This window comes from Phycisphaeraceae bacterium (assembly GCA_019636675.1).
Classification (GTDB): Bacteria; Planctomycetota; Phycisphaerae; order Phycisphaerales; family UBA1924; genus JAHBXC01.
In genome coordinates, this window is sequence record JAHBXC010000002.1 from 586,801 (window position 1) to 612,200 (window position 25,400).

Sequence of the window (25,400 nt, forward strand, 5' to 3'; positions counted from 1 at the left end):
GCATCGAATGGATGTGTCATTCGATCTTGGGCGCGAGGAACCGCGTCTGGTATACTCTCGAACAGGGGAGCGGGTGAGAGGTCTTTCTCTCGCCCGCGACCGCAAGGCTTTGCTCCATGGCGACGACTCCGCAGATCAACCCGGCTGAACTGAAGAACCGAAAGCTCGGTCGCGTCCTGACCAAGCTCGGCAAGGTTTCGCGCGAGCAGGTCCAGGAAGCCCTGGACATCCAGAAGAATAAGAAAGCCCCGATCGGGGAGATTCTGGTCGAGCTGGGGTACGTCACCAAGCGGGATGTGCTCGAGGCCCTCGCCGGGCAGCAGGGCCTGAGCTTCTACGACCTGTCAGGGGTGGAGACGCTCGAAGCCGAGGCGGTCGACGCCGTCCCGGCCGAGACCGCGCAGGCGTATCAGGTGGTCCCCATCACCTTCCAGCAGAAGGGGCGCAAGATCGAGATCGCCCTGAAGGACCCGAACAATTTCCGGGCGATCGACGACCTTCGTCTGCTGATGGGCTTCAACGTGACTGCGTACGTCGCCGACCCTGCCGACGTGGACCGGCTGCTGAAGAAGCACTTCAGCCGCAAGGAGTCCGTGACGGACGTGGTCTCGGCGATGGCGTCCGACGAGAAGTTCGCGTCGCTGGTGGGTCGCGGCGCGTCGATCGACCTTGACGCGGTCCTGGAGGCCGCCGAGGACAACAAGATCATCAAGCTGCTCAACCTCGTGTTGATGCAGGCGATCAAGGACCGCGCGTCGGACATCCACTTCGAGCCGTTCGAGGAGGAGTTCAAGATGCGATACCGCATCGACGGCGTCCTCTACGAGATGGTGCCCCCGCCCAAGCACCTCGGCCCGGCGATCACCAGCCGCGTCAAGGTCATGGCGAACCTCGACATCGCGGAGCGCCGCCTGCCGCAGGACGGCCGCATCGAGCTGCAGGTGGCCGGGCACCCGGTCGACCTGCGCGTGAGCGTGCTCCCGACGATGTACGGCGAGTCGGTGGTCATGCGCGTGCTCGACCGCTCGAACGTCGAGCTCTCGATCGACCGCGTCGGGCTCTCGCCCGACGACTTCACGCTCGTCAGCCGGCTGATCACCAAGCCCAACGGGATCGTGATCGTCACGGGCCCGACCGGCTCGGGCAAGACGACCACGCTGTACGCGGCGCTCGCGACGCTCAACAGCCCCGACATCAAGATCCTGACGGCGGAGGACCCCGTCGAGTACGACATCGACGGGCTCTGCCAGGTGCAGGTGAACCCCGAGGTCGAACTGACCTTCGCCAAAGCACTGCGTTCCTTCCTGCGTCAGGACCCCGACATCATCCTCGTCGGCGAGATCCGAGACCTGGAGACCGCGCAGATCGCGGTGCAGGCGTCGCTGACGGGCCACCTCGTGTTCAGCACGCTGCACACCAACGACGCGCCGTCGTCCATTGTGCGTCTGCTGGATCTCGGCCTCGAGCCGTTCCTCGTGACCGCGACGCTCGAGGCGATCATCGCCCAGCGCCTCGTGCGCACGATCTGCCCGAAGTGCAAGGAATCGTTCACGCCCTCCGAGGAGCAGCTCATGGAGCTCGAGCTGCGCAGCGAGGACGTGCGCGGGCGCCAGTTCTATCGCGGGCGCGGCTGCGACAACTGCAACGGCTCGGGGTATCGCGGGCGCATGGGTCTTTTCGAGATCCTCGTGATGGACGACGAGCTGCGCGAGATGGTGATGAATCAGGCCAGCACCGCCGCCGTTCGCAACGAGTGTCGGCGCAAGGGCATGCGGACCCTGCGCGAAGCGGGCCTGCAGGCGATCTACAACGGACAGTCCACGATCGACGAAGTGGTCCGCGAGACCCTCAGCGACGCGTAAACGACGACCGCCCCAAGGGGGGGCGCACACACACGGGGCCGCCGCGACCGCGGCCTCCTTATAAGGGTTCGGGCAATGCCGACCTTCCAGTACGAGGCGCTCAACGCGCAGGGCCAGCCCCAGAAGGGGACCATCGACGCCGGCACCGGCGAAGAGGCCATCCAGCGCATCAAGCTCCAGGGTCTCTTCCCCACCTCGGTGCGCGAGCAGAAGGTCAAGAAGACCGCCGGCGCGCCCGGGGCCGGCGACGCCAAGGGCAAGAAGAAGCCCGCCAAGAAGAAGTCCGGCGGCGGGTTCAGCATCGGCAAGGTGAAGGGCAAGCACCTCACCACCTTCACGCGTCAGCTCTCGACGCTGCAGGACGCCGGTCTGCCTCTGCTGCGATCCCTCCAGATCCTCGAGAACCAGCAGAAGCCCGGCAAGCTCAAGGCGGTTCTGCAGGGCGTGGTCGAGGACGTCGAGGGCGGCGCCGCCCTATCCGACGCGATGGCCAAGCACCCGCGCGCCTTCAACCGGCTCTATTGCAAGATGGTCGCCGCGGGCGAGGTCGGCGGCGTGCTCGACGTCATCCTCCAGCGCCTCGCCGACTTCATGGAGAAGGCCGAGCGACTCAAGCGCAAGATCATCGGCGCGATGATCTACCCCGTCGCGGTCATCATCGTCGCGGCGGCGATCGTCACCTTCATCATGTACTTCATCATCCCGAAGTTCGAAGAGATCTTCGCCGACTTCGACGTCGAGCTCCCCGGCATCACCCGCACGCTGATCAACATCAGCACCTGGGTCGCCGGCAACATGCCCGGCCAGAAGATCCCCGGCGCGGTCTGGATCTTCCTCCTGCCATTCGCGATCTTCGGCTTCTTCAAGCTCATCCGCATGACCAAGCCCGGGCGCGCCGCCACCGACGCGACCCTCGCCTACTCGCCCATCTTCGGCAAACTCGTGCGCAAGAGCACCGTCGCCCGATTCACCCGAACCCTCGGCACGCTCATCAGCGCCGGCGTCCCCATCCTCGAGGCCATCCTCATTACCCGCGACACCTGCGGCAACTGGATCTACGAGCGCGCGCTCAACAAGGTCCACGACTCCATCCGCGAGGGTGAGTCCTTCGCCGAGCCGCTCCGGCAGAGCAAGACCTGCGACGCCATCGTCGTCAACATGATCGACGTCGGCGAGGAAACCGGCGACCTCGACGCGATGCTCATGAAGATCGCCGACAACTACGACGAAGAGGTCGACGTCGCCGTCAGCTCGCTCGTGTCGCTGCTCGAGCCGCTCATGGTCATCGTGCTGGGCGGCATCGTCGGCACCATCGTCGTCGCGATGTTCATGCCCATGGTCTCGATGATCGAGGGGCTGTCCAAGTGACCCGCCAGGCCAACCCCATCACGGCCCGTCGTCGCGCCGGCGCGTTCACGCTCATCGAGCTGCTCGTCGTCGTCGCGATCATCCTGCTGCTCGTGGGCATCCTCATCCCCACCGGCATCTTCGTGCTGGGCAACGCGAGGAAGTCGAGCAACCTTCAGCTGATGCGCACGATCAGCGACGGCGTCGACGCCTTCAAGAACGACTTCCGCTACATCCCGCCGCTGCTCGCGCCCCAGCCCACCTCGAACCGGCTCTTCTACACCCCCGACCACACGCTGCGCAACAACCATCAGGGCTCGGCGCGCACCGCCAACGACCGCCAGCTCGAGCTGCGCGACCGGCGCTGGCACAGCGTCGCCGCGCTGCCGATCTACCTGATGGGCATCGGCGAGCTCGCGCCCGACATCGGCGACTCCACGCTCACGCCCGCCCCTCGATTCCTGCAGGAAAACGAGCCCAACTACGAGAACCGCCACGACGGCGCCGACGGGCTCGGCATCCGCGACCCCGGCCCCGACCGCTCGTGGGGCGGCGCCGCCGACCGAGGCAGGCACCTGCCGACCTTCCAGGGGCGCGTCTACGGGCCCTACATCGACCCCAAGATCGCCGAGTCCAACATGCGCCTCGCGCGCGCCGAGGATTTCCCGTACCGCAACACGATCAACCCGCCCCTCACCCAGGACGTGTTCGACGAACTCAGCATGTTCGTGTTCGTCGACCGCTACGACTCGCCCATCCGGTACTACAAGGAATGGCTCGAGCGCGAGCCGGGCGTCGTGCCCGGCCCGGGCGAGCCCGACACCTCCCTGCGCCTCGCCCCGCTCGAGCTGCTCTCTTACGAGACCGTCACCCGCTATCGCGGCGTCGGCCAGGGCACGCTCAGCGAGAGCCGGCTCGTCGACGGCGAGCTGGTCGGCAAGCCCTTCGCGCTGCTCTCGGCCGGCCCCGACGGGCGCTGGGGCGAGCGCCGGCGCGAGGAGATCGTCGCCGAGCCGCTCCTCGTGGGCGAGAACATCGACTCGCTCAGCCAGACCGCGACCGGCGGCATCAGCGAGCGCGCACGCGTCTTCAACGCCATCAAGGACAACCAGAGGGTCACGCCATGATCGCGGCGCCACGCACACAGAACGCGTTCAGTCTGGTCGAGCTTCTCGTCGTGATCGGGATCATCATCCTCCTCGCGACCATCACGATCGGCCTGGGGCCCCGTCTGGTCGAGAGCCGGCGCGAAGCCGCCGCCGAGCAGCTCCTGAGCACCCTCGACCGCGCGGTCGAAGAGTTCACCGTCTCGGCGCGCCGCTCTACCTCGCGAGGGGACGACGCGCACATCGCTTTCTGGGAGCGCATCCCCGAGTCCTCCGCCGAGGTCGAGGCCCTGCGCCGCCGGTTCGGCGATCACCCCAAGGCGCGCATCAACGCCCCCGGGGGCGTGCAATACCTGCGCAGGCCCGACGCGGCGATCTTCGTCCGGCAGGCCCGCGGCGTGGGCGCCGTCGACGACATCATCGCCGGCCTGCCCGAGCGCTACATCTCCATCCTCTACGGTCGCGCCGCGTCCGGCGGGCCGGGCGGTCCCGACGACCTGGGCGGCGCGCTCGGCGATCCCCCCAGCGCGATCTCGATCCTCGACCCCTGGAAAAACCCCATCATCTTCGTCCACCCCGACAACCCCGTCGCGCAGCGCCTCTACGGGCGATGCGTCGGGAACCGGCCCTACTTCCTCTCCGCCGGGTCCGACGGCGTCTACGGCCTGGCAGTCGATCTCCAGCCGTCGCAGCTCGCCCGCGCCACAGACACGCGAGGCCCCGGGCTCAAGGCCGTTCTCGAGGGCGCGCTCAAGGACAACATCACGTCATACCAGCCCGGCGCGCCCGATCTCACCGACGCCGCGTTCAACACTCTGAGGGACGACCGCTGATGCGTCGCCGTCGCGCTCCATCCCGCGCCTTCACGCTCGTCGAGATGCTCGTGGTCATCTCCGTGATCGCCGTCGCGCTTGTCGCGATCATCCCGGCGTTCGGGCGCATCATCGAGTCTGCCAGCTACGCGTCGTCCGTGAACCGCGTGACCTCGACGCTCTCGCTGGCCCGCTCGATCGCGATGGAGTCCGGTCGTCAGACCGGCGTGGTGTTCCTCTATGACATCGAGACCGAGCGCACCACGCTGCTGCTCGTGCAGCGTTCCGACGACCAGGGCGTCATCCCCCCAGCCGACCGGAGCTTCGGCGACATCCCGGCCTCCGTGTTCGTGCCGGCCGACGCCGGCCCCGTCCTGCTCCCGCGCGGGCTGGGCGTCTACGGGCTCGCGCTCACCGCCGCCGACGCGAACCCCGCTGCCTTCGACGCGATGGGGCGCTGGTACCCCAACGAGGCCCTTCGCGATAACACCGACGGCTCGTTAGAGCGCTTCTGGATCTTTCCCCGCAACGACGCGCGCGTGTTCATCAACAACAACGCGCGCCTCGAGTCCTTCGCGGGCGACTACGCCTCGTACCCCGGCAGCTACGCCGTCACCTTCTTCGTCCGCTTCAGCAGCAGCGGCGCGATCGTCACCGCGTCGTCCAACAGCGCCACCGACCCGGTCAACTCGTTCCTCGAGTTCCCCGATCTCCCCCGCAACCCCAACGCCTTCCCCGGCGACCCCGGCTACCTGCCGCTCGACCAGGCGCGCGTCTTCGACCCGCATGTGATCTACGACAGCGGCGGCGTCGTCGAGCTTAACCCCGAGGTTCGACTGCGCTCGGTGGACCTCGTCGCGGTCGTCGACCTCGCCCGTCTCGCGGAAGGATCGCGCGTCGCGTCGCCCTGGTTCGTCCGCCCCGCCCCCAGCCGCCTGCAGCCCGGCGACGAGCCAGGCACCCTGTCGCCGATTGATCCCAAAGCGAGGTTCCTCGACGCGGACATCGATGATTTTCAATTGCTCTCCAGCGGCGATGGCAGCCCAACCCGGCGAACATTCGCGAGTTCAACCCGCCGCATCAGCCGCTGGATCGACGACAACGCCGAGGTGATCGGCTTCAACCGCCACACCGGCGCCGTGCTGAGGAGGGTCGCGCAATGACACGCACCGGCCGTGGGTTCACGCTGATCGAGGTGCTGCTGGCGGTGTTCATCATCGGGCTGGGCGCGATCGGCCTGTTCGCGCTGTTCGCCGGCGTCGCCGAGCAGCAGCGCCGCGCCTCCGAGATGACCCAGTCGGTCGGCATCACGCAGACCGTCATCGGCATGCTGCGAGCCGACCGCGTCGGCCCGCTCGAGGAGCCCGGCGACCTCAGCGCGATCCCGCCATTCTCGGTCCCGCACCCCGACCCGGCGTTCGGCGAGCCCCTGCGCGCCGACTCCTGGTACCCGGCGTTCATCTACGACACCCCGGACGACCCGCAGTACGGGTACACGCTCACCATCGCGCCGCGAGACCGTTCCGCGCCCGACCAGAGCCGCTACTTCCTGGTCGACGCCGACGAGGTCGAGGTCTACACCAACCCCGCGCGCCGCGTCGGCAACACCTTCGTGCCTTTCTCCGGCTCCGCGGGCGTCGTGCCAGCCTGGAACGCGGGCTCGGACTTCAACGGCGTTAACGTCCTCGAGCTCAGCGACCGGCGCATCGAGCCGGGATCGGTCCGCGTCACCTTCTTCGCGTCCAACCAGCTCGACGGCACGGAGCGCACGCTCGCGGTCTTCGACGACCTCGACCTCGTGACCGCCGACCCGCCCCTGACGCCGCGCGATTACGACATCGCCGAGCTGCGCAACCCCGCATTCCCCCCCTCGGTGGTGGTGGGAATGAACTACGCGCTGCTCCCCTGGAACGCCGCCCCGACGACTGAGATCGGGCTGCGCTCGTTCAACCTGACCGGCGTCACCCTCGCCCCGCAGGAGTGGGTGTCGTCCATCCGCATCCGGTACCGCTACCGCAACGACCGCCTGCTGAGTCTCACCGACCGTCTCGCCACCGTGCCCGACACCGACGCCGAGGGCGGCCAGCGCGCCGAGTTCGGCTCGACCGTGCTCTACCGGCGCACCGGCGCCGGTTCGACGCAGATCGCGGTGCTGACCTATTCCGTTCGCCCGGTCGGGCGCGGCGGGCGGTTCGTCCCGCCCGAGCGTTTCGCCGACTTCAGCGCTGGGCGCGGGCTCCTCCGAGAGGTGGAGGTGCGCGTCGGCTTCGACGACGACGCGCAGCTGTACTACATCGAGCCCATCCGCGGCGATCAGGGCTTCCTCGCGCGAACCGACCAGATCATTCTCGTCGCCGGCGAGCGGCGCAGCACCGGAACGCTGCCCCCTCGGCTCGACACGCTCGGCGCCGATCAGCCGGTGCGCGTCACCCGCGTCGTGGGCGATCCGGCCGATCCCACCGCCACGCGCCTGTATCTGAACGAGGCGCCGCGAGCCGGCTTCCGCGCGATCAACGGGCGCCGCGACGCCACCGTCAATGTCAATGTGTTCGCGCTCGCCGACAGCGTCGTCTCGCTCGACGACCGCGGCACGCGCTGGCTCGTCCGCCCCGTCGAGATGCGCGTGTTCGACATCCGCTGACCCGACCGCCTTTCCAAGCCCCCGAGGGCCCCGACCCATGGCACGACACGCACGAACAGCCCGACCCACGGACACGCCGACCCCGGCCGGCGCGCGCGGCGCGTTCACGCTGACCGAACTGGTCGTCGCCGTCGGCGCCGCCGCGATCCTCACCGCGAGCGTGGGCGTGCTCTTCCGCAGCGTCGGCGATCTGACGAGCGCCGGCGTCGCCGCGACCGAGCTGGACCAGGTGGCGCGCGTCATCGAGCGCCAGATGCGCGACGACATCGCGGCGTTCAACCGCCTCCCGGCCGACCAGGCCTTCCTCGCGATCCGCTTCCGCGAGGTCGGCGACATCGACCGCAACGGCGCCGCCAGCGCCGACGGAGAGCGACCGATCTACCTGCGCGAAGAGGACCGTCAGGCCGATGTCGTGCGGTTCCCCGCCGTCGGCGAGCCCGACCGCCCGTACCGCGGCGACGGGACGACCCGCGGTCGCGGCGTCACGACGCGCGTCGACGAGGTGATCTTCCTGGGCAAGGGGACCTTCGTCTCGGCGCAGGGCGCGTCCGCCGCCAGCGCGCACGCGAGGATCTCCTGGGGCCACGGCCTCAAGCCGCTCCCCGATCCGAACCCGGCGCTCGATCCCGACGCCGCCACCGGGCTCACGCCCGCCGCGCGGCGCATGAACATCCCCGACGGCGACTTCGGTTCCCGCGGCGGCGAGCCGTTCAGCTATCTGCAGGGCATCGCCACCGCCGGCTTCGAGGCGACCGGCCGCAACGAGTACGCCACCGACTGGCCTCTCGCGCGCCACACGCTGCTGCTCTACGGCGGCGCCGCGATCAGCAACTCCAGCCGGCCCTTCAGCTCGCCCCTGCCCGAAGAGCTCACCTTCGCGCCGTACATCCGCGACCAGGAGTCGCAGGAGCGCTTTGCCGCCAGCGGCGGCTGGTCGATCCCGGCCTTCGGGCGCACACCGACGGGCGTCGACGTGCAGTTCCCCGATCCGCGCTTCGTGGGCGCCGGGCGCACCGACATCGCGGCGCAGAGCATCACCGATGTTCGCCGCTGGCTCGAGGGCGACCCGCCGCTCGCGCTGGGTCTGCAGAACACGGCGACCGCGTACTCCGAGGGCTGGCTCGCCGACCCGACCGCTCCCGAGAACAACCGCCTGTGGGTGCGCGACGAGAACGACCGCGCGCTGAACCTGCGTCTGCTGCAGTCGGCGATCGCCGGCGTGTTCGCGCGACCGCTCGTCGAGGACCGCCCGCCGGTCATCCTGCCCCGTCGCTTCGACCCCGGCGCGACCAACCAGGCGTTCCGCGAGCCGCCCGAGGCGTCGATGATGGACCTGCACGCGCTGGTCGCGTCGCGCTGCAGCCGCTTCGAGGTCGCGTGGAACGACGGCACGGTCGCGATCGCCGACATCGATGTCAACGGCGACGGCGACCCCGACTATCGCGCCGGCGATCGCATCTGGTTCGATATCTCGCCGATCCTCAACGCGTCGGGGCAGATCATCCGGCGCAGCACCTACGCCGACTGGCGCCAGTGGGGGTTCTCGAACCCGCGCACGGTCCGCTTCGCGCGCCTCGACGCCGACAACCCCGAGATCATCCAGCCGGACGTGATCGGCGCGTCGACGCTGACGGGCCCCTCGATCTCGTTCCTCGACAGCCGCTGGTACGACCCGGGCTTCACCGGCGGCAGTCTGCTCCCCAACGGCAACTTCGGCCCCGAGGCCTTCGCGATCTGGGGCTTCCGCACGCCCCTGGCCAACGGCGATTACGCCGGCGCCTGGCCCAAGCCCACCCTTCTTCGCGTCCGGATGACCCTGCACGACGCCCAGCTCCGCTCGCCGGAGGGCAAGACCTACGAGTTTGTGTACTCGCTCAGCAACGCGCGATGAACGCGCGTCCACCGACCTCGCGCACGCCGAGGAGATTTGTATGAACCGTCCCGTCATGAGCAACCAGACCATCGAGCGCACTCCCGGCGCGTCTCGCCGCGGCAGCACGATCATCGTGGCGGTGGGGGTCCTCGCGGTGCTCGCGCTGGTGGCGGTGTCCTACACCGTCGTCGTGCGCAACGAGCGGCGCAGCGCGCTCGCGTACTCCACCGGTATCGACCTCGAGTCGGCGGGGCGCGTGGTGCGCGACGAGATCGGCGCGATCCTCACCGCCGACCTCTTCGGCAACAAGATCGTCACCAGCGATGTCCCGCGCGAGGGCAACCTCGCCGGCGGACGCATCCGTGTCTGGCCTCGCATGTTCGAGGACGGCGAGTACTTCGATGTCCCCCGGACCGCGCTCGGCTCCTTCGACACGCGCACGCCCGACCAGCAGCGCTTCGACCCCCTCAACCCCAACGACGAGTGGGTGATCGCGCCGCGCAACAGCGGCGCGCTCGGCCCGTACTTCCCCTCCGCCCCGGCCCGCGACGACGCGTGGCTGAGCAACATCGAGCCCTACAACCCCAACGCGCCGCTGCCCACCGCCGGGCCGCAGTCCTTCGACTGGACGACCTGGGGCCAGATCAGCAACATCCGCGACTCGTACCGGCACCGGCGCGCCGGCAACAACGACACCGTCGGTCTGTGGGTGCGCGGCGACGGGCGCTACGCCGACCTCGCCCAGTTCTTCCTGACGCAGGAATCGGCGCTCAACGAGTCGGGCGACCCCGGCGCCAACCTGCTCTACGCGCAGCGCACCAACGGGATCGACGCGTTCACCGGCCAGCGCAACGGCCCGCGCGTCGGGCTCTCGACCACCCCCGGCCCGGGCGGGGCGGTCCAGCTCGCGACCGAGGTCTTCGGCCTGCAGATCCACCAGCTCGCCGAGGAAACCTCGCCCGTCGGCGACGCGAACGCGCCCGCGCTCGACGCCTTCGACCGGCGTTTCTGGGTCGACACCGACGGCGACCTGCGCCCCGACGCGCGCTGGACGATCGTCGACGCGCTCGACGGCCTGCAGGGCCTGCGCTGGGTCGTCGCGGCGCGCATCATCGACAACTCCGGGCTCGTCAACGTCAACACGGCGCTCGAGTTCCAGGACCCCAACCAGCTGACCACCGTCGGCGACGGGCGCACCCCGGCCGACGTCGATCTCTACCGGCTGCTCAGCAGCGCGAACCTCGCGCCCGACCTGCGCACCGACGGCTACTGGTCGCCGCCCCCGCCCGGGTTCCCCGAGATCGTCGCCGCCCCCGGCAATCGCGCCGCGCGGCTCTACCGACTCGACCCGCGCGACTCGGTGAACTGGCGCACCAACCCGTTCAACCAGCACCTCATGACGCAGTTGGGGATGGACCGCTTCACCGAGCAGTACACGCCGGGCCCGCAGACGATCCCGCTGCCTGTCGAGCTGCGTCGCCCGGGCGGGTCGATCCTCTTCCAGACCTCCGATGTGTTCTTCGGGAGCGGGTCCTCGCCGCAGCCCTTCACCACGCGCCTGCATCGCTACCTGCACAACGCGGCGTTCGGCGTCTCGCCCCTTCAGAGCCAGACGCGACAGCTCACCGGCTATTCGCTCGCGGACGAGGCGGCGATGCGCGCGTACCACGCCGTGAATTACGACGCGATCACCTCGAAGATCGAGCAGCGGTTCGATCACGGCGTGCTCGACGGGTCCGCCGACCCGGACCTGGGCGTCGGCCCGATGCGCGTGCTCGAGCGCGCCGCCGACGCGCGCCAGTTGACGCAGGACCCCTCGCAGTTCGATCGCGACCGCCCGACGCCCTTCGCGATCGCGACCGACACCCGACGCCACCTCACCACGGTCAACGGCGCCGGCGATTTCAGCCCTGTCCCCGTGCTGAACCAGGCGCAGATCAACCGGCGCCCCGTGTTCGGCCAGCAGTTCAACACGCGCGTGCGTTTCCTGGATGTCCCCTATGTGTCGCCGACGCCGGCCGCGACGGGGCTCTCGTCCGCGCAGCGCGACAAGGCGCGCGTGCTCGAGCGCGCGTTCGAGTCCTTCGCGTGGGCGCTCGCGCCGCTCGCCGGGCATCTCCCGCTCATGTCGCCCCTCGATGAAGACCACACCGGCTGGAGCCTGATGCGCACCACGCCGCAGGACCGGCGCAGCCGGTATTTCTACGGCGGCGACGCGCAGGGCAACCGCGGCCCGGCGTGGGCGCTCTCGCAGCAGAACGGGCCGGTCAACGGCGTCGACCCGGCCGCGGCGTACGCGATCCTTCGCGCCGCGTCCCTCGCGCTGAACCTCGCCGACGCGACCGACGACCTCGAGGGCGACCCGCCCATCCCCGGGCGCAGTCTGCCCACGGTCGCCCGTCTCTACAACATCCCGCACCCGCGCCCGTACGAGATCGATCCCTACGGCGCCGGCGACACGGTGCGCTACGCCGGGCTCCCGGCGCGCCCGCAGCCCGACGCGGTCCAGCGCCTCGGCGTGGGGTTCTCGTGGGGCGACCTGCGCGACCCCGACGGGACCGCCGCCGACACGCGCGTCGCCGCGTCCAACACCGACCTGTTGCCCCCCGAATACGTCGGCGAGCCCCTCAACGGCGTCACCCTCGTCGGGCTCGACCGCCAGCCCTTCCTGCGAGAGGTCTCGACCGTCGCGATCTACGCCGACCGCCTCGCGCGGTTGTGGCCGCCAGGGAGCCCACCAACGCCCTTGCAGCTCAGCACCGCGGACCAGGCGATCAATCCCGCCGAGATCGAAGAGCGCGTCGGCTCGATCATCGCGTGGGAGGTCGGCAACCCCTGGCCCGACGCGATCGATGCGAGCGAATACCGGCTCGCGCTGGCGGTGAGCGAGTCCGAGTATCTGACCTTCCAGTGGGGGGCGGCGGGGCTGACTTCGAGCATCGCGCCGGGCGGCCGCGTTGTCTTCTACGCTGTGCAGTGGGAGCCGGGGAACGAGCATGCCGAAGACTTCATGCCGCTCTACGAGGCGCAGTGGCGCGCCGAGATGGAACTGCGCATCGACGGCGCGAACCTCCGGCGCGTCAACCCGGCGGACGAGCCCGGCCTGCGCGACGCGACCATCACGACCGTGCTCACCGAGCCCATCCCCTTCTGGGAGTGGAGCACCGGCAGCGCCGTCGGGCTGCTCATGCTCGACTTCGACAAGATCCCCGGCGCAGGCACGGTCGTTCTCGATCGCATCGCGGCGGGAACCTCTGGCGCGGTCCCCGTCCGGCTCGCGTCGACCTACAACCTGACCCCGGCGACGCTCCCCGGGCAGCGCCGCACCGGCGTGCTCACGATGGCCGGAACGGTCCATCGGCGCACGGAGACGCCCAACCCCGGCTTCCCGGCGTGGGTGATCGAGCGCGCCACCGAGAACGCCGGCGTCGTCACGCAGCCGAACGACATCCTCTCGGAGTGGATCGTGACCACCAGCGGCCCCGGCGGCCTCGGGCCCGACCCCGGCGATGTCCCCGCCGCGCAGGGGCAGCGCGTCGCCGAGGTGGTCACGACGCTCGCCGAGGAAGAGAAGGGCGCGATCACCGTCGCGAACTTCCCCTCGTTCCAGCTCTTCGTCCCCAACACCGAGCTGCGCTACCTCAGCGAGCTGCACCAGCTCAGCGCGTTCACGCACATGTATGTGCACGACGCGCCCGACGACATGGGCGCGAAGCTGGGCGTCAATATCACGCAGCCAGCCCAGACCGGCCCCGGCTCGTGGCGCACGATCAGCGAGCAGCTCGGCTCCGACGCCGAGATCTTCCGCAACGGTCAGAACGCCACGCTCGGGCTCAACCCGTACCTAGGCGTCCTCGACCCGACACGATTCGTCCTCGCCGCCGGCGGCGCAGGCGCGGCGCCCAACCAGAACCTGCTGGGCGTGCTCGGGCCCGTCCTCCCCGGCTCGACCGTGCCCAGCGGCCTGCCCGAATCGCTCGCGATCCCGCTCGCCCTGCGCGTGTTCGACGCGTTCGAGCCGCTCGCCACGCCCTCGTGGCGCGACGACAGCCGGCTGGTGCAGGGCAGGATGAACATCAACACCGCGGCGCAGAAGAACCTGCGCATGCTCCCGCTCCTCGACCCGCAGGACGCGATCGGGCCTCTGCAGCGCCAGAGCGTCAACGCCCTCAGCGACCGGCGCGTGCCGCTGATCATGGAGTACCGCGACCGCCCGATCATCGGCAGCTTCGGGCGCACCCCGGCCGAGATCACCGGCCTGCTGGGCGCAGACACCAGCGCGTTCCGCTACCTCTCGCCCAACGCCGAGCCCGACATGTTCGACGCGATCGGCGGCGGCGCGCCCCTCGCGCGCGGCTTCGTCTCCCTGGGCGAGCTCGCGGTCCTCGACGAGTGGGAGACCGGCCCGACCGTCAACGCCTCCAACCCGCGCAACCCCGGCGCCGCGCAGCCGCGCGGCTTCCTCGAACTCGGCGCTGACGCCGCCGCCCTCGGCGCGAATGACACAGCCGTTCCGTCGCTCGATGTCCGGCGCGAGAGCTTCTCGGGAAGCGACCTCGTCGTGCGACCGACGCCCTACAACGGCGGCAGTCTCGATCAGTTCAAGGGCGTCGACGACCCCGAGGAACGCCTCGCGATCTTCCGCGCCGTCTCCAACATCGCCACCACGCGCAGCGATGTCTTCAGCGCCTACTTCGTCGTGCGCGGCTACGCGCCCGGCGATATCGAGTCGATCGAGGTCGTCCCCAACCCCAGCGACTTCCAGATCAACACCTACCTCGAAGCCCTGCGCCCGGCGTACGAGGCGCGGTACCTCGCGGTGTTCGACCGCTCCACGGTGCGCGTGCCCACCGACCGCCCGCGCGTGCTCCTGTTCGTGCGACTGCCCGACTGAGCCGCGAAGACACCCCCCGAAACCGACAAGGGCCGCGCTCATGAGCGCGGCCCTTGTTCATTGGCTCGTCGAGGCGTGCGAGCCCCTCAATACCGAGGGATGTTCCCGTCGATATCCATCGACCACAGGTCGATGCCCCCGGCCAGCGAGAGCACGTTGGTGAACCCCGCGTTTCGCAGGATGCTCGCGGCGCGCAGGGAGCGCCTGCCGTGGTGGCACATGGTGATGACGGGTCGGTCGCGGTGGTGCTCGATCTCGTCGAGACGCATGGGCAGCTCGTGGAGGGGGATGAGCGTGGCACCGGCGACGCGCGCCGTCTCGAACTCGTCCAGGCGTCGCACATCGAGCAGCAGGGGGCGCGACTCTTCTGGTCGGCGCAGGAGTTCCCTCGCGTCTCGAGGGGTGATCTCCCATCCCGGCTGGAACTGGTACTCGGCGGGTAAACCCCGGCCGTCGAGCGAAGCGTCGGACATGCGGATCTCCGTCAGATCATCAGGGAATCACGGCTCCCAAGGGTAGCACCGCCGGGGGTGGCGGCGCTCATTCGTCGAACGCCCCGGGGATTGCCTCGCGGGCCGCTTCGAGCGAGGTTTCCTCGTCGAAGCCGCGCCGGGCGAGCAGCCCGAGCAGTCGCCTCGCCCTGGTCGCGTCGTCGAGGGAAGGGGGCATGCGCCGCAGCGCCGCCGCCGCGAGCGTCCTCGCGTTCTCGCGCTCGTCTCGGCTATGGCCCGCTGCGCGCAGGGCCTCCTCCGACGCGCTCTCGTCGACGCCGCGCTCCTCGAGCCGGGCCCGGAGCAGCGCCTCGCCAGCCGGCAGGTCGCGCGTCGTCGCGTGGACGATCGCCTCGGCCGACGCTTCCTCTTTGAGCAGGTGCAGTTCGAGCAGGCGCGCGACCGCGCCGTGGGCGGTCTCTTCGTCGTAGCCCTTCTTCAACAGCCGTTCGATCACGCCCCGCCCGCCCAGCGGGGTGCGCGCGAGCATCTTCACGCTGGCGTCGAACGCGGCGCGCGGGTCGCGCGGGTCGAACGGTTGCTTCTTCGCCTTCGCCATCGCGTCACCCGCCCAGGGAGTGGAGGTAGCCCTCGATCTCGCCCGCGGCCTTCGCGTCGCCGCGCACGCGCGACGCCGCCAGACCATCGACGAGCGTGCGTTTCGCGCCGTTGGCGTCGCCCATCGCCTCGAACGAGCGTGCCTTGTGGAAGTACGCGTAGCAGTACGAGCCGTCGGTCTGCAGGCAGCGGTCGTACCAAGCGATGGCCTCGTCATGGCGCCCGGCTTTCGCGTGCTCCTGCGCGAGCATGTACAGCACATCCGCGTCGGAAGGGTCGAGTTCGTACAGCTTGAGCAACTGCTGGAGTCGCGACATGGTCAGGCCTTCTTCCTGGCGGAGGGCTTCTTCGCTGTCTTCTTCCGGGTCGTTGTCTTCTTCGAAGCGGGCTTCTTCTTCGCCTCAGAGCAGAACCGCCGGCAGAAGTCGTCGGTCGCGCACAGCCCGCCACGCGCCTTGCACGCGCGCCGGCCGTGGAAGATCAGGAGGTGCGAGAGGTCGGTCCAGGACTCGCGCGGGAAGAGCGCCATCAGGCGCTTCTCGATCGCGCCGACCGTCGCGCCCGGCGGCGCCAGCCCGAAGCGCTGGCTGAGACGCTGCACATGCGTGTCGACCACGACCCCGACATTGACGCCGTAGGCGTTCCCCAGCACGACATTCGCAGTCTTGCGAGCGACGCCGCGGAGCGAGAGCAGGTCGTCCATATTTCGCGGGACCTCTCCCCCGAACCGCTCGACGACATCGCGCATCGATTCGTGCAGCGCACGCGCCTTGCTGCGGAAGAACCCCAGCGAGCGGACAAACGGCTCGATCTCTTCGGGCGTTGACATGGCGTAGTCGGCCGGCGTCGGGAACCGCGCGAAGAGCGCAGGCGTGGCCCGGTTCACCATAACATCGGTGCACTGGGCGCTGAGGATCGTCGCGACGAGCAGTTCGTGGGGCGTCGAGTAGTTCAGTTCGCAGTGCGCGTCCGGGTAGCGCTCGCGCAGGGCCGCGAGGATCTCGAGCGCGCGCTCCTTCTGCTTCGCACTCACGCGGGGCAGGTCGAAGGGCAGGTCGCTCTCGCTCGCGTTCGCCATGCTCACGGCGCCGCGGCCCCGTCTTTGGATCGTCCCGCGTCCCAAACGCCCATCGCCAACCCGGCCACGGAGAGCAGCAGCGCCGCGGTCAGCAGGCGGCTCGTCGTGGGGTGACGGTCGGCGAAACGCTGACGGAACTCCTGCGCCTGCGCGTCGTCGCCAGCGCTCGCTGCGGCGTGGTAGGCGGCGAGCGAGCGGTTCATCCCGCGCTGCACTGTGTTCTGCGCGAAGAGCGTCCCCAGCACCGCCAGCGTGATCAGCGTGCGCACCTGCCACACGCGCGCCCGGGCGAGCCCGCCATGAGGATTTGCGATCGTCCCTGCGAGCGTGAGCGTGACCGACGCGGCGCCGATCAGGAAGAACTGTGCCGCGCCGGCGAGGCGGAACACTTTCTGCATCACCGTTCCGGCGGCGAGCGGGGCGTGCTCGCCTCCGAAATCGGGGTAGATCCCCAGCGTCGGTTGCAGGTCGCGCATCGTGGGGAAGGCGATCGCCGCAGTCAGCCCGGTCGTGGCGATCATCCCGGCGACCAGCGCGAGGGCGACCAGGTGGGCGGCGTTGAGCCGGGCGGCAAGCCGGTTGGCGGGGGTGGTGCTCATGCGAGCGGGATGGTAGGGGCGGTCGCCCCCGGACCCTGCGCCTACAACCATCGCGATGCCACCCACGCCAGCGGTCCCTTTCACCCTCGATTTCCCCCCGCCCTCGATCGCGTTGGCCGGCGTGCGATCACAGGGCGAGGCGAACCCTCGCGAGCCCATCGAGTGGGCGGCGAGCGCCGGGTTCCGCGCCGTGACGCTCGACGCGTCGGCGCCGGGGCTGCGCGCGAGAGACCTCGACCGATCGGCGCGCCGCGACCTCGCGGCGTTGCTGCGCCGGCTCGAACTCTCGTTCTGCGGGCTGGACCTGTGGATCCCCCCCGAGCACTTCGCCGATCTGGCGCAGGCGGACCGTGCCGCGAGCGCAACGACGCAGGCGATCACGCTGTGCGCTGAACTCTCGCGCGATTCCGGCGGCGGCGTTCACGCGGTGTCGATCGCGCTCCCTCGCGCCGTGCAGGGTGAACGCGCGAGGGTGTTCGACGAGGTGGTGTCGACGATCGTGGGCGCCGCCGACAGCGCGGGCGTGCTGCTGGCGGATCATTCCTGGCCCGCGCGCGACGACGCGCGCCAGGATTCGCCCCTGCGCGTTGGGCTCGACCCGGCGTCGCTGCTGCTGCGCGGCGAGGACCCGGTGACGGTCGGCGCCTCGCTGGGCGGGCGGATCGGTGTGGCGCGCTGGACGAACGCCGACTCGCTGACGCGCGTCGCGCCGAGGGCGCCGGGCGGGCGGCTGGATATCGCGAGTTACGTCGGCGCGCTGCGCACGACGACCCGCGTGGAGCGGCTGGTCGTGGATGTGCGCGGCCTGGCCCACCCGCGCGACGCCGCGGGCGCAGTGATCACCTGACTGAACTCGCTTGGGGGAAGAAGAGATTTACCGCAGAAGGACGCAGAGGACGCGGAGGGGGAGTGTGTTCAAGAGAAGAATCGCGGGGCCGGACTGCTCCCCGCTGCCTGCTCCCCACTCCCTTTCTTTCCTCGTGCCTTGTGCCTCGTGCCCCGTGCCTTCTTACTCGATCTCGTTCTTGTGATCGAACTTCGGCATGCTGGTGAGGACCTTGTCGATGAGGCCGTACTCGACCATTTCCTTGTCGTCGAGCCACTTGTTGCGGTCGCAGTCGCGCTCGATCTCGGAGGGCGGGCGCCCGGTGGCGTTGCTGTAGAGCGCGTAGAGGCGATCGCGCAGGCGGAGCATCTCGCGTGCCTCGATCTCGAGGTCGGTGGCCTGACCCTCGAGGACGCCGGAGATGAGGGGCTGGTGCATCAGGTTGCGCGCGTTGGGCAGGGCGAAGCGCTTGCCCTTGGCGCCCTGGGCCGCGAGGACCGAGCCCATGCTGGCGGCCTGGCCGATGATGTAGGTCGCGACCTGGGGCTGGATGAAGTTCATCGTGTCGGCGATGCCGAGGCCTGCGGTGACCGATCCGCCGGGGGAGTTGATGTAGAAATGGATGTCGCTCTTGGGGTCCTCGTTGGCGAGGAAGAGCAACTGCGCGATGATCAGGTTCGCCGAGTCGTCGTGGACGGGGCCGCCGAGGAAGACGATGCGGTCGCGCAACAGGCGTGAGTAGATGTCGTACGCGCGCTCGCCGCGCCCGGTCTGCTCGATGACGATGGGGATCAGCATGGACATGGTCGCTGGTCTTTCGATCGTGGACGCGCCGTGCGTGGCGCGGGTGTGTCTCGTGGTCGGTACGGGCGTTGGTTGATCAGGAGGGCTTGGGCGCGCCGGGCTCGACGAGGACCTCGTCGACGAGGCCGTACTCCTTGGCTTCCTTGGCGGTGAAGTAGCGATCGCGTTCGGAGTCGGCTCGGACGCGTTCGGCGGTCTGCCCGGTGTTGTGCGCGAGGATCTCGATGAGCTGGGTCTTGGACTTGATGATCTGCTCGGCCTGGATGCGGATGTCCTCGGACTGGCCGTAGACGCCGCCGTAGGGCTGGTGGATCATGACCTTGGCGTGGGGCAGGATGAACCGCTTGCCCTTGGCGCCGGCGGTCAGGAGGACCGCGCCGCCGGAGTAGGCGCGACCGATGCAGTAGGTCGCGACCGGGGAGGACAGGAAGCGCATGGTGTCGTAGAGGGCGAGGGTGTCGTCGACGGCGCCGCCCGGGGAGTTGATGTAGAAGTTGATGTCCTGGCCGCGCTTCTGGTTTTCCAGATAGAGCATCTGCATCATGACGCGCGCGGCGGAGGCGTGGTTGATCTCGCCGATGAGGAAGACGACGCGGTTCTCGAGCAGGAGCTCGTCGATGGTCATCTCGCGCGTGCGCTGGTACTGGACCCCGACGTTCTGGAGCGGGTGGGGCGTCCGGTCGGAGGGGGGGGTCTGCATATCGATGGGGAAGGGCAGGGTCATGCTTCGGCTCGTTTCCTTGTTCGCGTCGCTGGCGGGCGCCGGCGGCGCATCGTCCGAGAAGCAGAAAGTCGGCGATTCTAGCCCCGGGCGTCGGGTCGCCCGGAAGATCTCTCGGGGTTTCGGCGGGTTCATCGGACGGTTCACGCCTTCAGATTGCCGGAACTTACGATCCCGGCCCGGGCGTCGGCCCCCATTGTGGAGGGCGTTGCTCGCGAGCGGACGCGGTTGTAGCATCCGCGGCTTCGCGCGGCGTCCCGGCGTGTTATCCCGGCGTCGGAATTCAGCGGCTACCAGGGAGGGCTCGGCCCCTTGCGGACGGCGATCATCAGCGACATCCACGGGAACGCCGAGGCACTGCGCACCGTCCTCCGCGATATCGATGAGAAGGGCGTCGACCGGATCATCTGTCTGGGCGACATCATCGGGTACGGCCCCGAGCCCCTCGAGTGCGTCGACCTCGTCGAGCAGCGTTGCGCGTGGTCCCTCCTGGGCAACCACGACTTCGGCGTGCTGTACGAGCCGACCAACTTCAACCCCGCCGCGGCGGCCGCCGCCTATTGGACGCGCGAGCAGTTCGACGCCGAGCCCGACGAGGCCAAGCGCACCCGGCGCTTCGCGTTCCTGGGGTCGCTGCGCGTCCGGGTCGTCGAGAAGGCCAACGGCGCGGGCTTCCCGATGCTCGCGGTCCACGGCTCGCCCCGTCGCCCGATCAACGAGTACATCTTCCCCGACGACGCGATGACGGCGCCCGACAAGATGAAGGCGGTGTTCGACCGGGTCGAACGCCTCGCGATCGTGGGGCATACGCACGTCCCCGGGGTGTTCACCGACGAGCCGGACTTCTATTCGCCCGGGGAGCTGGGCCGGTCGGTCTACTGCGTGAGCGAAGACGAGAAGGCGGTCGTGAATGTCGGGTCGGTGGGCCAGCCCCGCGACCACGACCCGCGCGCCAGCTATGTGATCATGCAGGGCGACGACGACCTGACCCTGGAGTTCGTGCGCGTTGAGTACGATGTCGCGAAGACCGCGGAGAAGATCAAAAGCATCCCCCAGCTCGCGGATTGGCTGGGGGATCGTCTGTACGAGGGGCGCTGAGCGACCCGCGGCCGGGTTCCGTGAGTCCAGGGCGTGAGCAGGGGGGTTTGCGGCGCTATCTTTCCCGCTCTCGGCGGAGGCCTCCGCCTCCCCGATCCCGTCTTTGTGCTCTCCGACCCGGGCGCCCGTCGCCCGGCGGTCCGTCCGCTCGACTGATCCTCCATGGCGACCAAACCCAACAAGGCCAAACGCGCGCTCTTCACCGCCATCCTGCTGCTCGTCGCGACGGGCATCGTGGCGATCATCGCGATCGGGAGCATCCGGGGCTCCTCGGGCGCGCCGGCCCAGCAGGCGGACACGCCCGAGACACGCGCCACCGAGCTCACCGCCGGCGACTCGACAACGCCCTCCACCAGCACAGCGCGCGCCCCGACGCCCTCGCCCCAGACGCCCCCGACGCCCTCGCCCCAGACGCCCCCGGCGCCCCCGGAGTCCCCGACGCTCCCGTCGGCGCTCGAGGACGCTCCCGTGGCCTCGCAGACCGAGTCCCAGCCAGCGCCATCGACGCCGACGCCCACGCTTGGACAGATCACCGGGCTTCGCGCGAGGGTCTTCGACGCGCCGGCGCCCTTCGCGTCGCTCGGCGCGATCGAGCCGGCCGGGCAGTGGAAGTACGACATCGCGTTCTCGCCCTACGGCGCCGGCGTCGAGTCGATCGTCTTCGCGGACTACTTCGAAGAAGTCAACCAGCAGAACCACTACGCCGTCCAGGAGCGCAAGAGCGCCGGCGGCGTCGCGGTGGTCTCGCTCGCGGCTGTGGGCGTGGAACTCTCGATCGGGGGCGAGGCGGGCGTGTTCGTCGACCTGCGCCGTCCTTCGACGCTGGGCACGATCTGGCGCGAGCTGTCTCCTGGCGAGTTCGAAGCGATCATCGAGGACGCCGAGGGCAACCCGGTCGCGCGGGTTCACAAGAAGTACGAGCTGCGTCCCGGGTCGTTCGAGCTCGTGGTGCGCCAGCGTCTGGACAACCTGACGCAGCGCCCGATGCGATACACCTGGTACCAGTACGGCCCACTGGACCTGCCGAAAGAGACCACCGGCTACAACCTGCCCACGCGCCGGTTCCGGTACGGGTTCCTGCTCTCGCGCCAGCGCGACCCGTCGCAGCAGGTCGTGCTCGCCGACACCAAGCTGCTGCCTCGCGAGAAGCTGATCGACCGTCAGGTGTTCGATCGCGAGCCCCTCTGGCCGCGCGACGAGGACCTGAAGAACCAGCGGACGCTGGCGTGGGTCGCGATGACTTCGCGCTATTTCGCGTTCGTGGTGCACGCGCCCATCGACCCCGACGACGCGACGAACCCCGGGGTCAGCGTCGAGAAAGACTTCGACCTGGCGCGTCGCGTCGATCGCGTGGTGGTGGGCTTCAAGGGCGACCCGAACCAGTCGGTGGTGCTGCAGCTGACGAGCGCGCCGGGGGACATCCCGGCCGGCGGTTCGGCCGACATCTCGTTCGGCGCGTACGCCGGCCCGCTGAGCAAGCAGGTGATGCGTTCGGAGCCCATCGCCAACGCGCTGAACCTGCAGGACATGGTCATCCACAACATCGGCGGCATGTGCGCGCCGTGCACCTTCCAGTGGCTCACGCGCCCGCTCCTGTGGTTCCTGCGCATCGCGCACAACTACATCGTCTTCGACTGGGCGCTGGCGATCATCCTGCTGGTGCTCGTGGTGCGCACGATCCTGCACCCGATCACGCGCCGCTCGCAGATCGCGATGACGCGCTTCGGCAAGCAGATGCAGGCCCTGGGCCCCAAGCAGCAGAAGCTCAAGGAAAAGTACAAGGACGACCCCAAGCGCCTCCAGCAGGAGGTCGCGAAGCTGATGAAGGAAGAGGGCGTCAACTTCACCGGAGCGCTCGGCTGCCTGCCCATGTTCCTCCAGACCCCGGTCTGGATCGCGCTCTACGCGATGCTCTACTTCGCCTACGAGCTTCGCCACCAGCCGGCGTTCTTCGGCGTCGTGCAGAAACTCACCAACGGGCAGTGGGCGTTCCTGGGCGACCTGTCGGCGCCGGATCACTTCATCGAGTTCGGGCGCGCCTTCAACGTGCCCCTCATCAGCGGGCTGATGGGCCCCATCACCGGGCTCAACATCCTCCCGCTCGTGCTGGGCGTGGTGTTCTTCATCCAGCAGAAGTACCTCACCCCGCCCACCAGCGCGACGATGACGCCCGAGCAGCAGGCGCAGCAGAAGATCATCAAGGTCATGATGGTCATCATGTTCCCTGTCTTCGTGTTCAACGCGCCCAGCGGGCTGACGCTCTACTTCGTCACCAACTCCACGCTGGGCATCCTCGAGAGCCGCTGGATCCGCGCCCACATCAACCAGCTCGACCTCGAGCCCAAGAAGCCGGCGTCGGCGGCGCCCGGACGCAAGCGCGTCGCCAACACGGCCAAGCAGGGCATGGCCAACCCGTTCGCGAAGAAGCAGGACAAGAGCCAGCGCCGCTTCAAAGGCCGCGACGGGCGCTGAGCAACCCCGATGCGCGCCGGCGACACCATCGTCGCGATCGCGTCCGGGCAGGGGGCGTCGGCGCGCGCCATTGTGCGCGTCTCGGGGCCCTCCACGACCGGCGCGCTTGGCACGATCCTCTCGCCCGACCCGAGCCGCATGCCTGCCTGCGCGCGCGCCGTGCGCCTCACGCTCGCGCCGTTCGACGCCGGCGCGAGCCCGGTCTCGCTGCCTGCGCTGCTGATCCTCTGGCGCTCGCCGCGCTCGTACACGCGTGAGGACTGCGCCGAGCTGCTCGTCCCCGGGAACCCGTCGCTGGTCGAGCGCGTCGTCGCGGCGCTGTGCGCGCACGAGGGCGTGCGCCCCGCCGAGCCGGGCGAGTTCACCGCGAGGGCGTACCTCCACGGCGGGATGTCGCTCGATCGCGCCGAGGGCGTTGCCGCCCTCATCGCCGCCGGGGGCGAGTCGGCGCGGCGCGCCGCCGAGCGACTGCTCTCGGGCGAGACCGGCGCCGCGATGCGCGCCTGGCGCGACGAGGTCGCCTCGCTGCTCGCGCTGGTCGAGGCCGGGATCGATTTCACCGATCAGGAGGATGTCATCGCGATCGCGCCCGGCGCGCTCTCGGCGCGACTCTCGGCGCTCGGCGCGCAGATCGAACAGGCCGCCGGCGCGCGCGCGAGCCGGGAATCACGCACGGGCCGCGCTCGCGTCGCGCTGGTCGGCCCGCCCAACGCCGGTAAATCGACGCTGTTCAACGCGCTGCTCGGGCGGCGCCGCGCCGTCGTCAGCGAGCGCCCGGGCTCGACGCGCGACGCGATCGTCGAGCCGTTGCAGGCCGGCGCGCCCGGGCTGCCGGAGTCCTCCGTCGATCTGGTCGACCTCGCCGGGCTCGACGAGGCGCTCGCCCGGCGCTCCCCGGTCGACGCGCTCTCTCGCCGCGCCGCGATGGACGAGATCGCGCGGGCCGACGCGATCGTCCTGTGCGACCCGCTCGGGCGGTTCGAACGCGCCGAGTGGTTTCCTCCGGGGATCGACCTCGCGTCGCGACCGACGCTGCGCGTGCGCACGAAGGCCGACCAGCCGGTCGTGCCGGGGGCGCCGGGGGCGCCGGGGGCGTCGTCCGACGCCGGGGCGCTCGCGGTGTGCGCGATCGACGGGCACAACCTCGGCGCGCTGCGCGTCGCGATCGCCGACGCGGCGTACGCCCGGGCCGACGACGGGTCGTCGGACCTGATCCCTCGTCACCGGCTCGCGGCGCACGACGCGCACGACGCGCTGCGCGAGGCGCTCGGCCTCGTGGACCCCGGCGCCCGGGCCCTGCGCGACGCGGAGCTCGTCGCCGACGCGCTGCGGCGCGCGCTGGATTCGCTGGGCGACGCGGTGGGGGACATCACGCCCGACGAGGTGCTCGGGCGGATCTTCAGCTCGTTCTGTGTTGGCAAGTGACGGCGCGTCAGCCCGCGAGCAGGTCGAGGCGCGCGCAGCACGACTCGAGGAAGCGGTCGAGGTACCCCTCGAGGAACCGGTCGACGGCGCCGGCGGTGGTCGCGTGGTCGACGCCCCAGCACGCCGCCTGAAGGTCGGCGCCGTCGAGGTCCATCTGCACGATGAGCTTGCGGTCGATCGTGAAGACGCTGGGCACGCGCGACGCGAGGTGCGCGCTCAGCGCGTTCTCTTCGGGCGGGCCGACGCTGATCGTCGGCTGGCGGCGCAGCTCGGGGTTGTTCAGCCACCAGACATCTGAGCAGACGACCGCTTCGAGGTCGCGCGTCCCCGGGGCGGCGTCCTCGTCGTCGTCGAGCTCGACCGCCTGCCAGGCCAGGATGTGCTCGCGGATGTGATAGGCGAGGGGTCGCGAGTGGCGCTCCGCCTCGACCGTGACGCCCGTCACGAGCAGGATCATGCTCGGGGTCCGCAGGGTCAGTTTCGGCTCGGGGTGCTCGTTCATGCGGCGTCCTTTGATCCTTTCCGGGTCAGGTCCTCGCGCAGCGCGTCGAGGCCCTTTTCTCGCAGCAGCCGGAGTTGGCGCTCGTTCTCTTCGAGGCGCCGTCGCGTGCGCCGCCCGCTCCTCGCGCCGATCAGGATCGAGAGCACGATCACGCCCAGGCACGCCAGCAGCGCGCTGCGATAGGACGCGTCCAGCCCGCCCCACATCCACAGCACGCCCATCGCGACGACGGCGGCGGGCGTCGCGTAGATCCGCGCCTGGCTCCTGCGAGAACGGCTCACCGGGCCTCTA

At 69.8% G+C, this 25,400-nt stretch carries 21 protein-coding genes; 12 read left to right on the forward strand and 9 right to left on the reverse strand.

Translation table 11 applies throughout. The features are described from left to right. The first annotated feature begins 116 nt into the window (after nt 1–116). From gspE to KF684_09165, 8 genes are all read left to right on the forward strand, one after another. Entirely contained in the window at nt 117–1,862 is a 1,746-nt protein-coding gene (gspE, locus tag KF684_09130) for a type II secretion system ATPase GspE (GenBank protein ID MBX3353087.1), read from the forward strand. Nucleotides 1,863–1,937: 75 nt separating this feature from the next. Continuing rightward, nucleotides 1,938–3,230 carry a type II secretion system F family protein gene (locus KF684_09135; protein ID MBX3353088.1) on the forward strand — a complete coding sequence of 431 codons (1,293 nt, stop codon included), beginning with the start codon at nt 1,938–1,940 and terminating at the stop codon, nt 3,228–3,230. Continuing rightward, nucleotides 3,227–4,336, forward strand: coding sequence for a prepilin-type N-terminal cleavage/methylation domain-containing protein (locus KF684_09140; GenBank protein MBX3353089.1), 1,110 nt, complete (start codon nt 3,227–3,229; stop codon nt 4,334–4,336). The genes KF684_09135 and KF684_09140 overlap by 4 nt, the downstream gene beginning before the upstream one ends. After that, a complete protein-coding gene (locus KF684_09145) occupies nt 4,333–5,148 on the forward strand; it encodes a prepilin-type N-terminal cleavage/methylation domain-containing protein (protein ID MBX3353090.1) in 816 nt (271 codons plus the stop codon). The genes KF684_09140 and KF684_09145 overlap by 4 nt, the downstream gene beginning before the upstream one ends. Continuing rightward, nucleotides 5,148–6,290 (forward strand): prepilin-type N-terminal cleavage/methylation domain-containing protein, encoded by a 1,143-nt coding sequence (locus tag KF684_09150; protein ID MBX3353091.1) that lies wholly within the window; start codon nt 5,148–5,150, stop codon nt 6,288–6,290. Before KF684_09145 ends, KF684_09150 begins: the two co-directional genes overlap by 1 nt. Further along, nucleotides 6,287–7,768: a type II secretion system protein gene (locus tag KF684_09155; protein ID MBX3353092.1), complete on the forward strand. Its 1,482-nt coding sequence runs from the start codon at nt 6,287–6,289 to the stop codon at nt 7,766–7,768. The genes KF684_09150 and KF684_09155 overlap by 4 nt, the downstream gene beginning before the upstream one ends. 37 nt (nt 7,769–7,805) lie before the next feature. Further along, nucleotides 7,806–9,659, forward strand: a complete 1,854-nt coding sequence (locus tag KF684_09160) for a hypothetical protein (GenBank protein MBX3353093.1) — start codon at nt 7,806–7,808, stop codon at nt 9,657–9,659. A gap of 40 nt (nt 9,660–9,699) precedes the next feature. Beyond that, nucleotides 9,700–14,535: a hypothetical protein gene (locus KF684_09165; GenBank protein ID MBX3353094.1), complete on the forward strand. Its 4,836-nt coding sequence runs from the start codon at nt 9,700–9,702 to the stop codon at nt 14,533–14,535. Between the two features lie 86 nt (nt 14,536–14,621). On the opposite strand, the gene KF684_09170 is transcribed toward KF684_09165, so the two are convergent. The 5 genes from KF684_09170 to KF684_09190 all read right to left on the reverse strand — a co-directional run bounded on the left by KF684_09170 (nt 14,622) and on the right by KF684_09190 (nt 17,261). Next, nucleotides 14,622–15,008: a hypothetical protein gene (locus KF684_09170; GenBank protein MBX3353095.1), complete on the reverse strand. Its 387-nt coding sequence runs from the start codon at nt 15,006–15,008 to the stop codon at nt 14,622–14,624. Between the two features lie 67 nt (nt 15,009–15,075). Further along, nucleotides 15,076–15,585, reverse strand: coding sequence for a RecX family transcriptional regulator (locus KF684_09175; protein MBX3353096.1), 510 nt, complete (start codon nt 15,583–15,585; stop codon nt 15,076–15,078). Nucleotides 15,586–15,589: 4 nt separating this feature from the next. After that, nucleotides 15,590–15,901 carry a tetratricopeptide repeat protein gene (locus KF684_09180; GenBank protein ID MBX3353097.1) on the reverse strand — a complete coding sequence of 104 codons (312 nt, stop codon included), beginning with the start codon at nt 15,899–15,901 and terminating at the stop codon, nt 15,590–15,592. A gap of 2 nt (nt 15,902–15,903) precedes the next feature. Then, a complete protein-coding gene (nth, locus tag KF684_09185) occupies nt 15,904–16,668 on the reverse strand; it encodes an endonuclease III (GenBank protein ID MBX3353098.1) in 765 nt (254 codons plus the stop codon). After that, complete coding sequence (locus KF684_09190) at nt 16,665–17,261, reverse strand: hypothetical protein (GenBank protein ID MBX3353099.1); 597 nt, start codon at nt 17,259–17,261, stop codon at nt 16,665–16,667. Before KF684_09190 ends, nth begins: the two co-directional genes overlap by 4 nt. Before the next feature lie 55 nt (nt 17,262–17,316). Between KF684_09190 and KF684_09195 the strand changes: the two genes are divergently transcribed. Beyond that, on the forward strand, nt 17,317–18,108 hold the full coding sequence (locus KF684_09195; GenBank protein MBX3353100.1) for a hypothetical protein: 792 nt from the start codon (nt 17,317–17,319) through the stop codon (nt 18,106–18,108). A gap of 162 nt (nt 18,109–18,270) precedes the next feature. Here KF684_09195 and KF684_09200 read toward each other — a convergent pair whose 3' ends face one another. Together KF684_09200 and KF684_09205 are read right to left on the reverse strand one after the other, a co-directional pair. Next, nucleotides 18,271–18,882 (reverse strand): ATP-dependent Clp protease proteolytic subunit, encoded by a 612-nt coding sequence (locus tag KF684_09200; protein MBX3353101.1) that lies wholly within the window; start codon nt 18,880–18,882, stop codon nt 18,271–18,273. An 85-nt stretch (nt 18,883–18,967) separates the two neighbouring features. Continuing rightward, nucleotides 18,968–19,615 carry an ATP-dependent Clp protease proteolytic subunit gene (locus KF684_09205; protein MBX3353102.1) on the reverse strand — a complete coding sequence of 216 codons (648 nt, stop codon included), beginning with the start codon at nt 19,613–19,615 and terminating at the stop codon, nt 18,968–18,970. Nucleotides 19,616–19,924: 309 nt separating this feature from the next. Here KF684_09205 and KF684_09210 point away from each other — a divergent pair, with 309 nt between their 5' ends. The 3 genes from KF684_09210 (at nt 19,925) to KF684_09220 (ending at nt 24,607) form a co-directional block, all read left to right on the forward strand. Beyond that, nucleotides 19,925–20,710 carry a metallophosphoesterase family protein gene (locus KF684_09210; protein ID MBX3353103.1) on the forward strand — a complete coding sequence of 262 codons (786 nt, stop codon included), beginning with the start codon at nt 19,925–19,927 and terminating at the stop codon, nt 20,708–20,710. A gap of 162 nt (nt 20,711–20,872) precedes the next feature. Beyond that, entirely contained in the window at nt 20,873–23,182 is a 2,310-nt protein-coding gene (locus KF684_09215; GenBank protein MBX3353104.1) for a YidC/Oxa1 family insertase periplasmic-domain containing protein, read from the forward strand. A 9-nt stretch (nt 23,183–23,191) separates the two neighbouring features. Next, a complete protein-coding gene (locus KF684_09220) occupies nt 23,192–24,607 on the forward strand; it encodes a 50S ribosome-binding GTPase (protein ID MBX3353105.1) in 1,416 nt (471 codons plus the stop codon). A gap of 7 nt (nt 24,608–24,614) precedes the next feature. Here KF684_09220 and KF684_09225 read toward each other — a convergent pair whose 3' ends face one another. Both KF684_09225 and KF684_09230 read right to left on the reverse strand, forming a co-directional pair. Beyond that, on the reverse strand, nt 24,615–25,109 hold the full coding sequence (locus KF684_09225) for a hypothetical protein (protein ID MBX3353106.1): 495 nt from the start codon (nt 25,107–25,109) through the stop codon (nt 24,615–24,617). After that, nucleotides 25,106–25,390: a hypothetical protein gene (locus KF684_09230; GenBank protein MBX3353107.1), complete on the reverse strand. Its 285-nt coding sequence runs from the start codon at nt 25,388–25,390 to the stop codon at nt 25,106–25,108. The genes KF684_09225 and KF684_09230 overlap by 4 nt, the downstream gene beginning before the upstream one ends. Nucleotides 25,391–25,400: the final 10 nt, after the last annotated feature.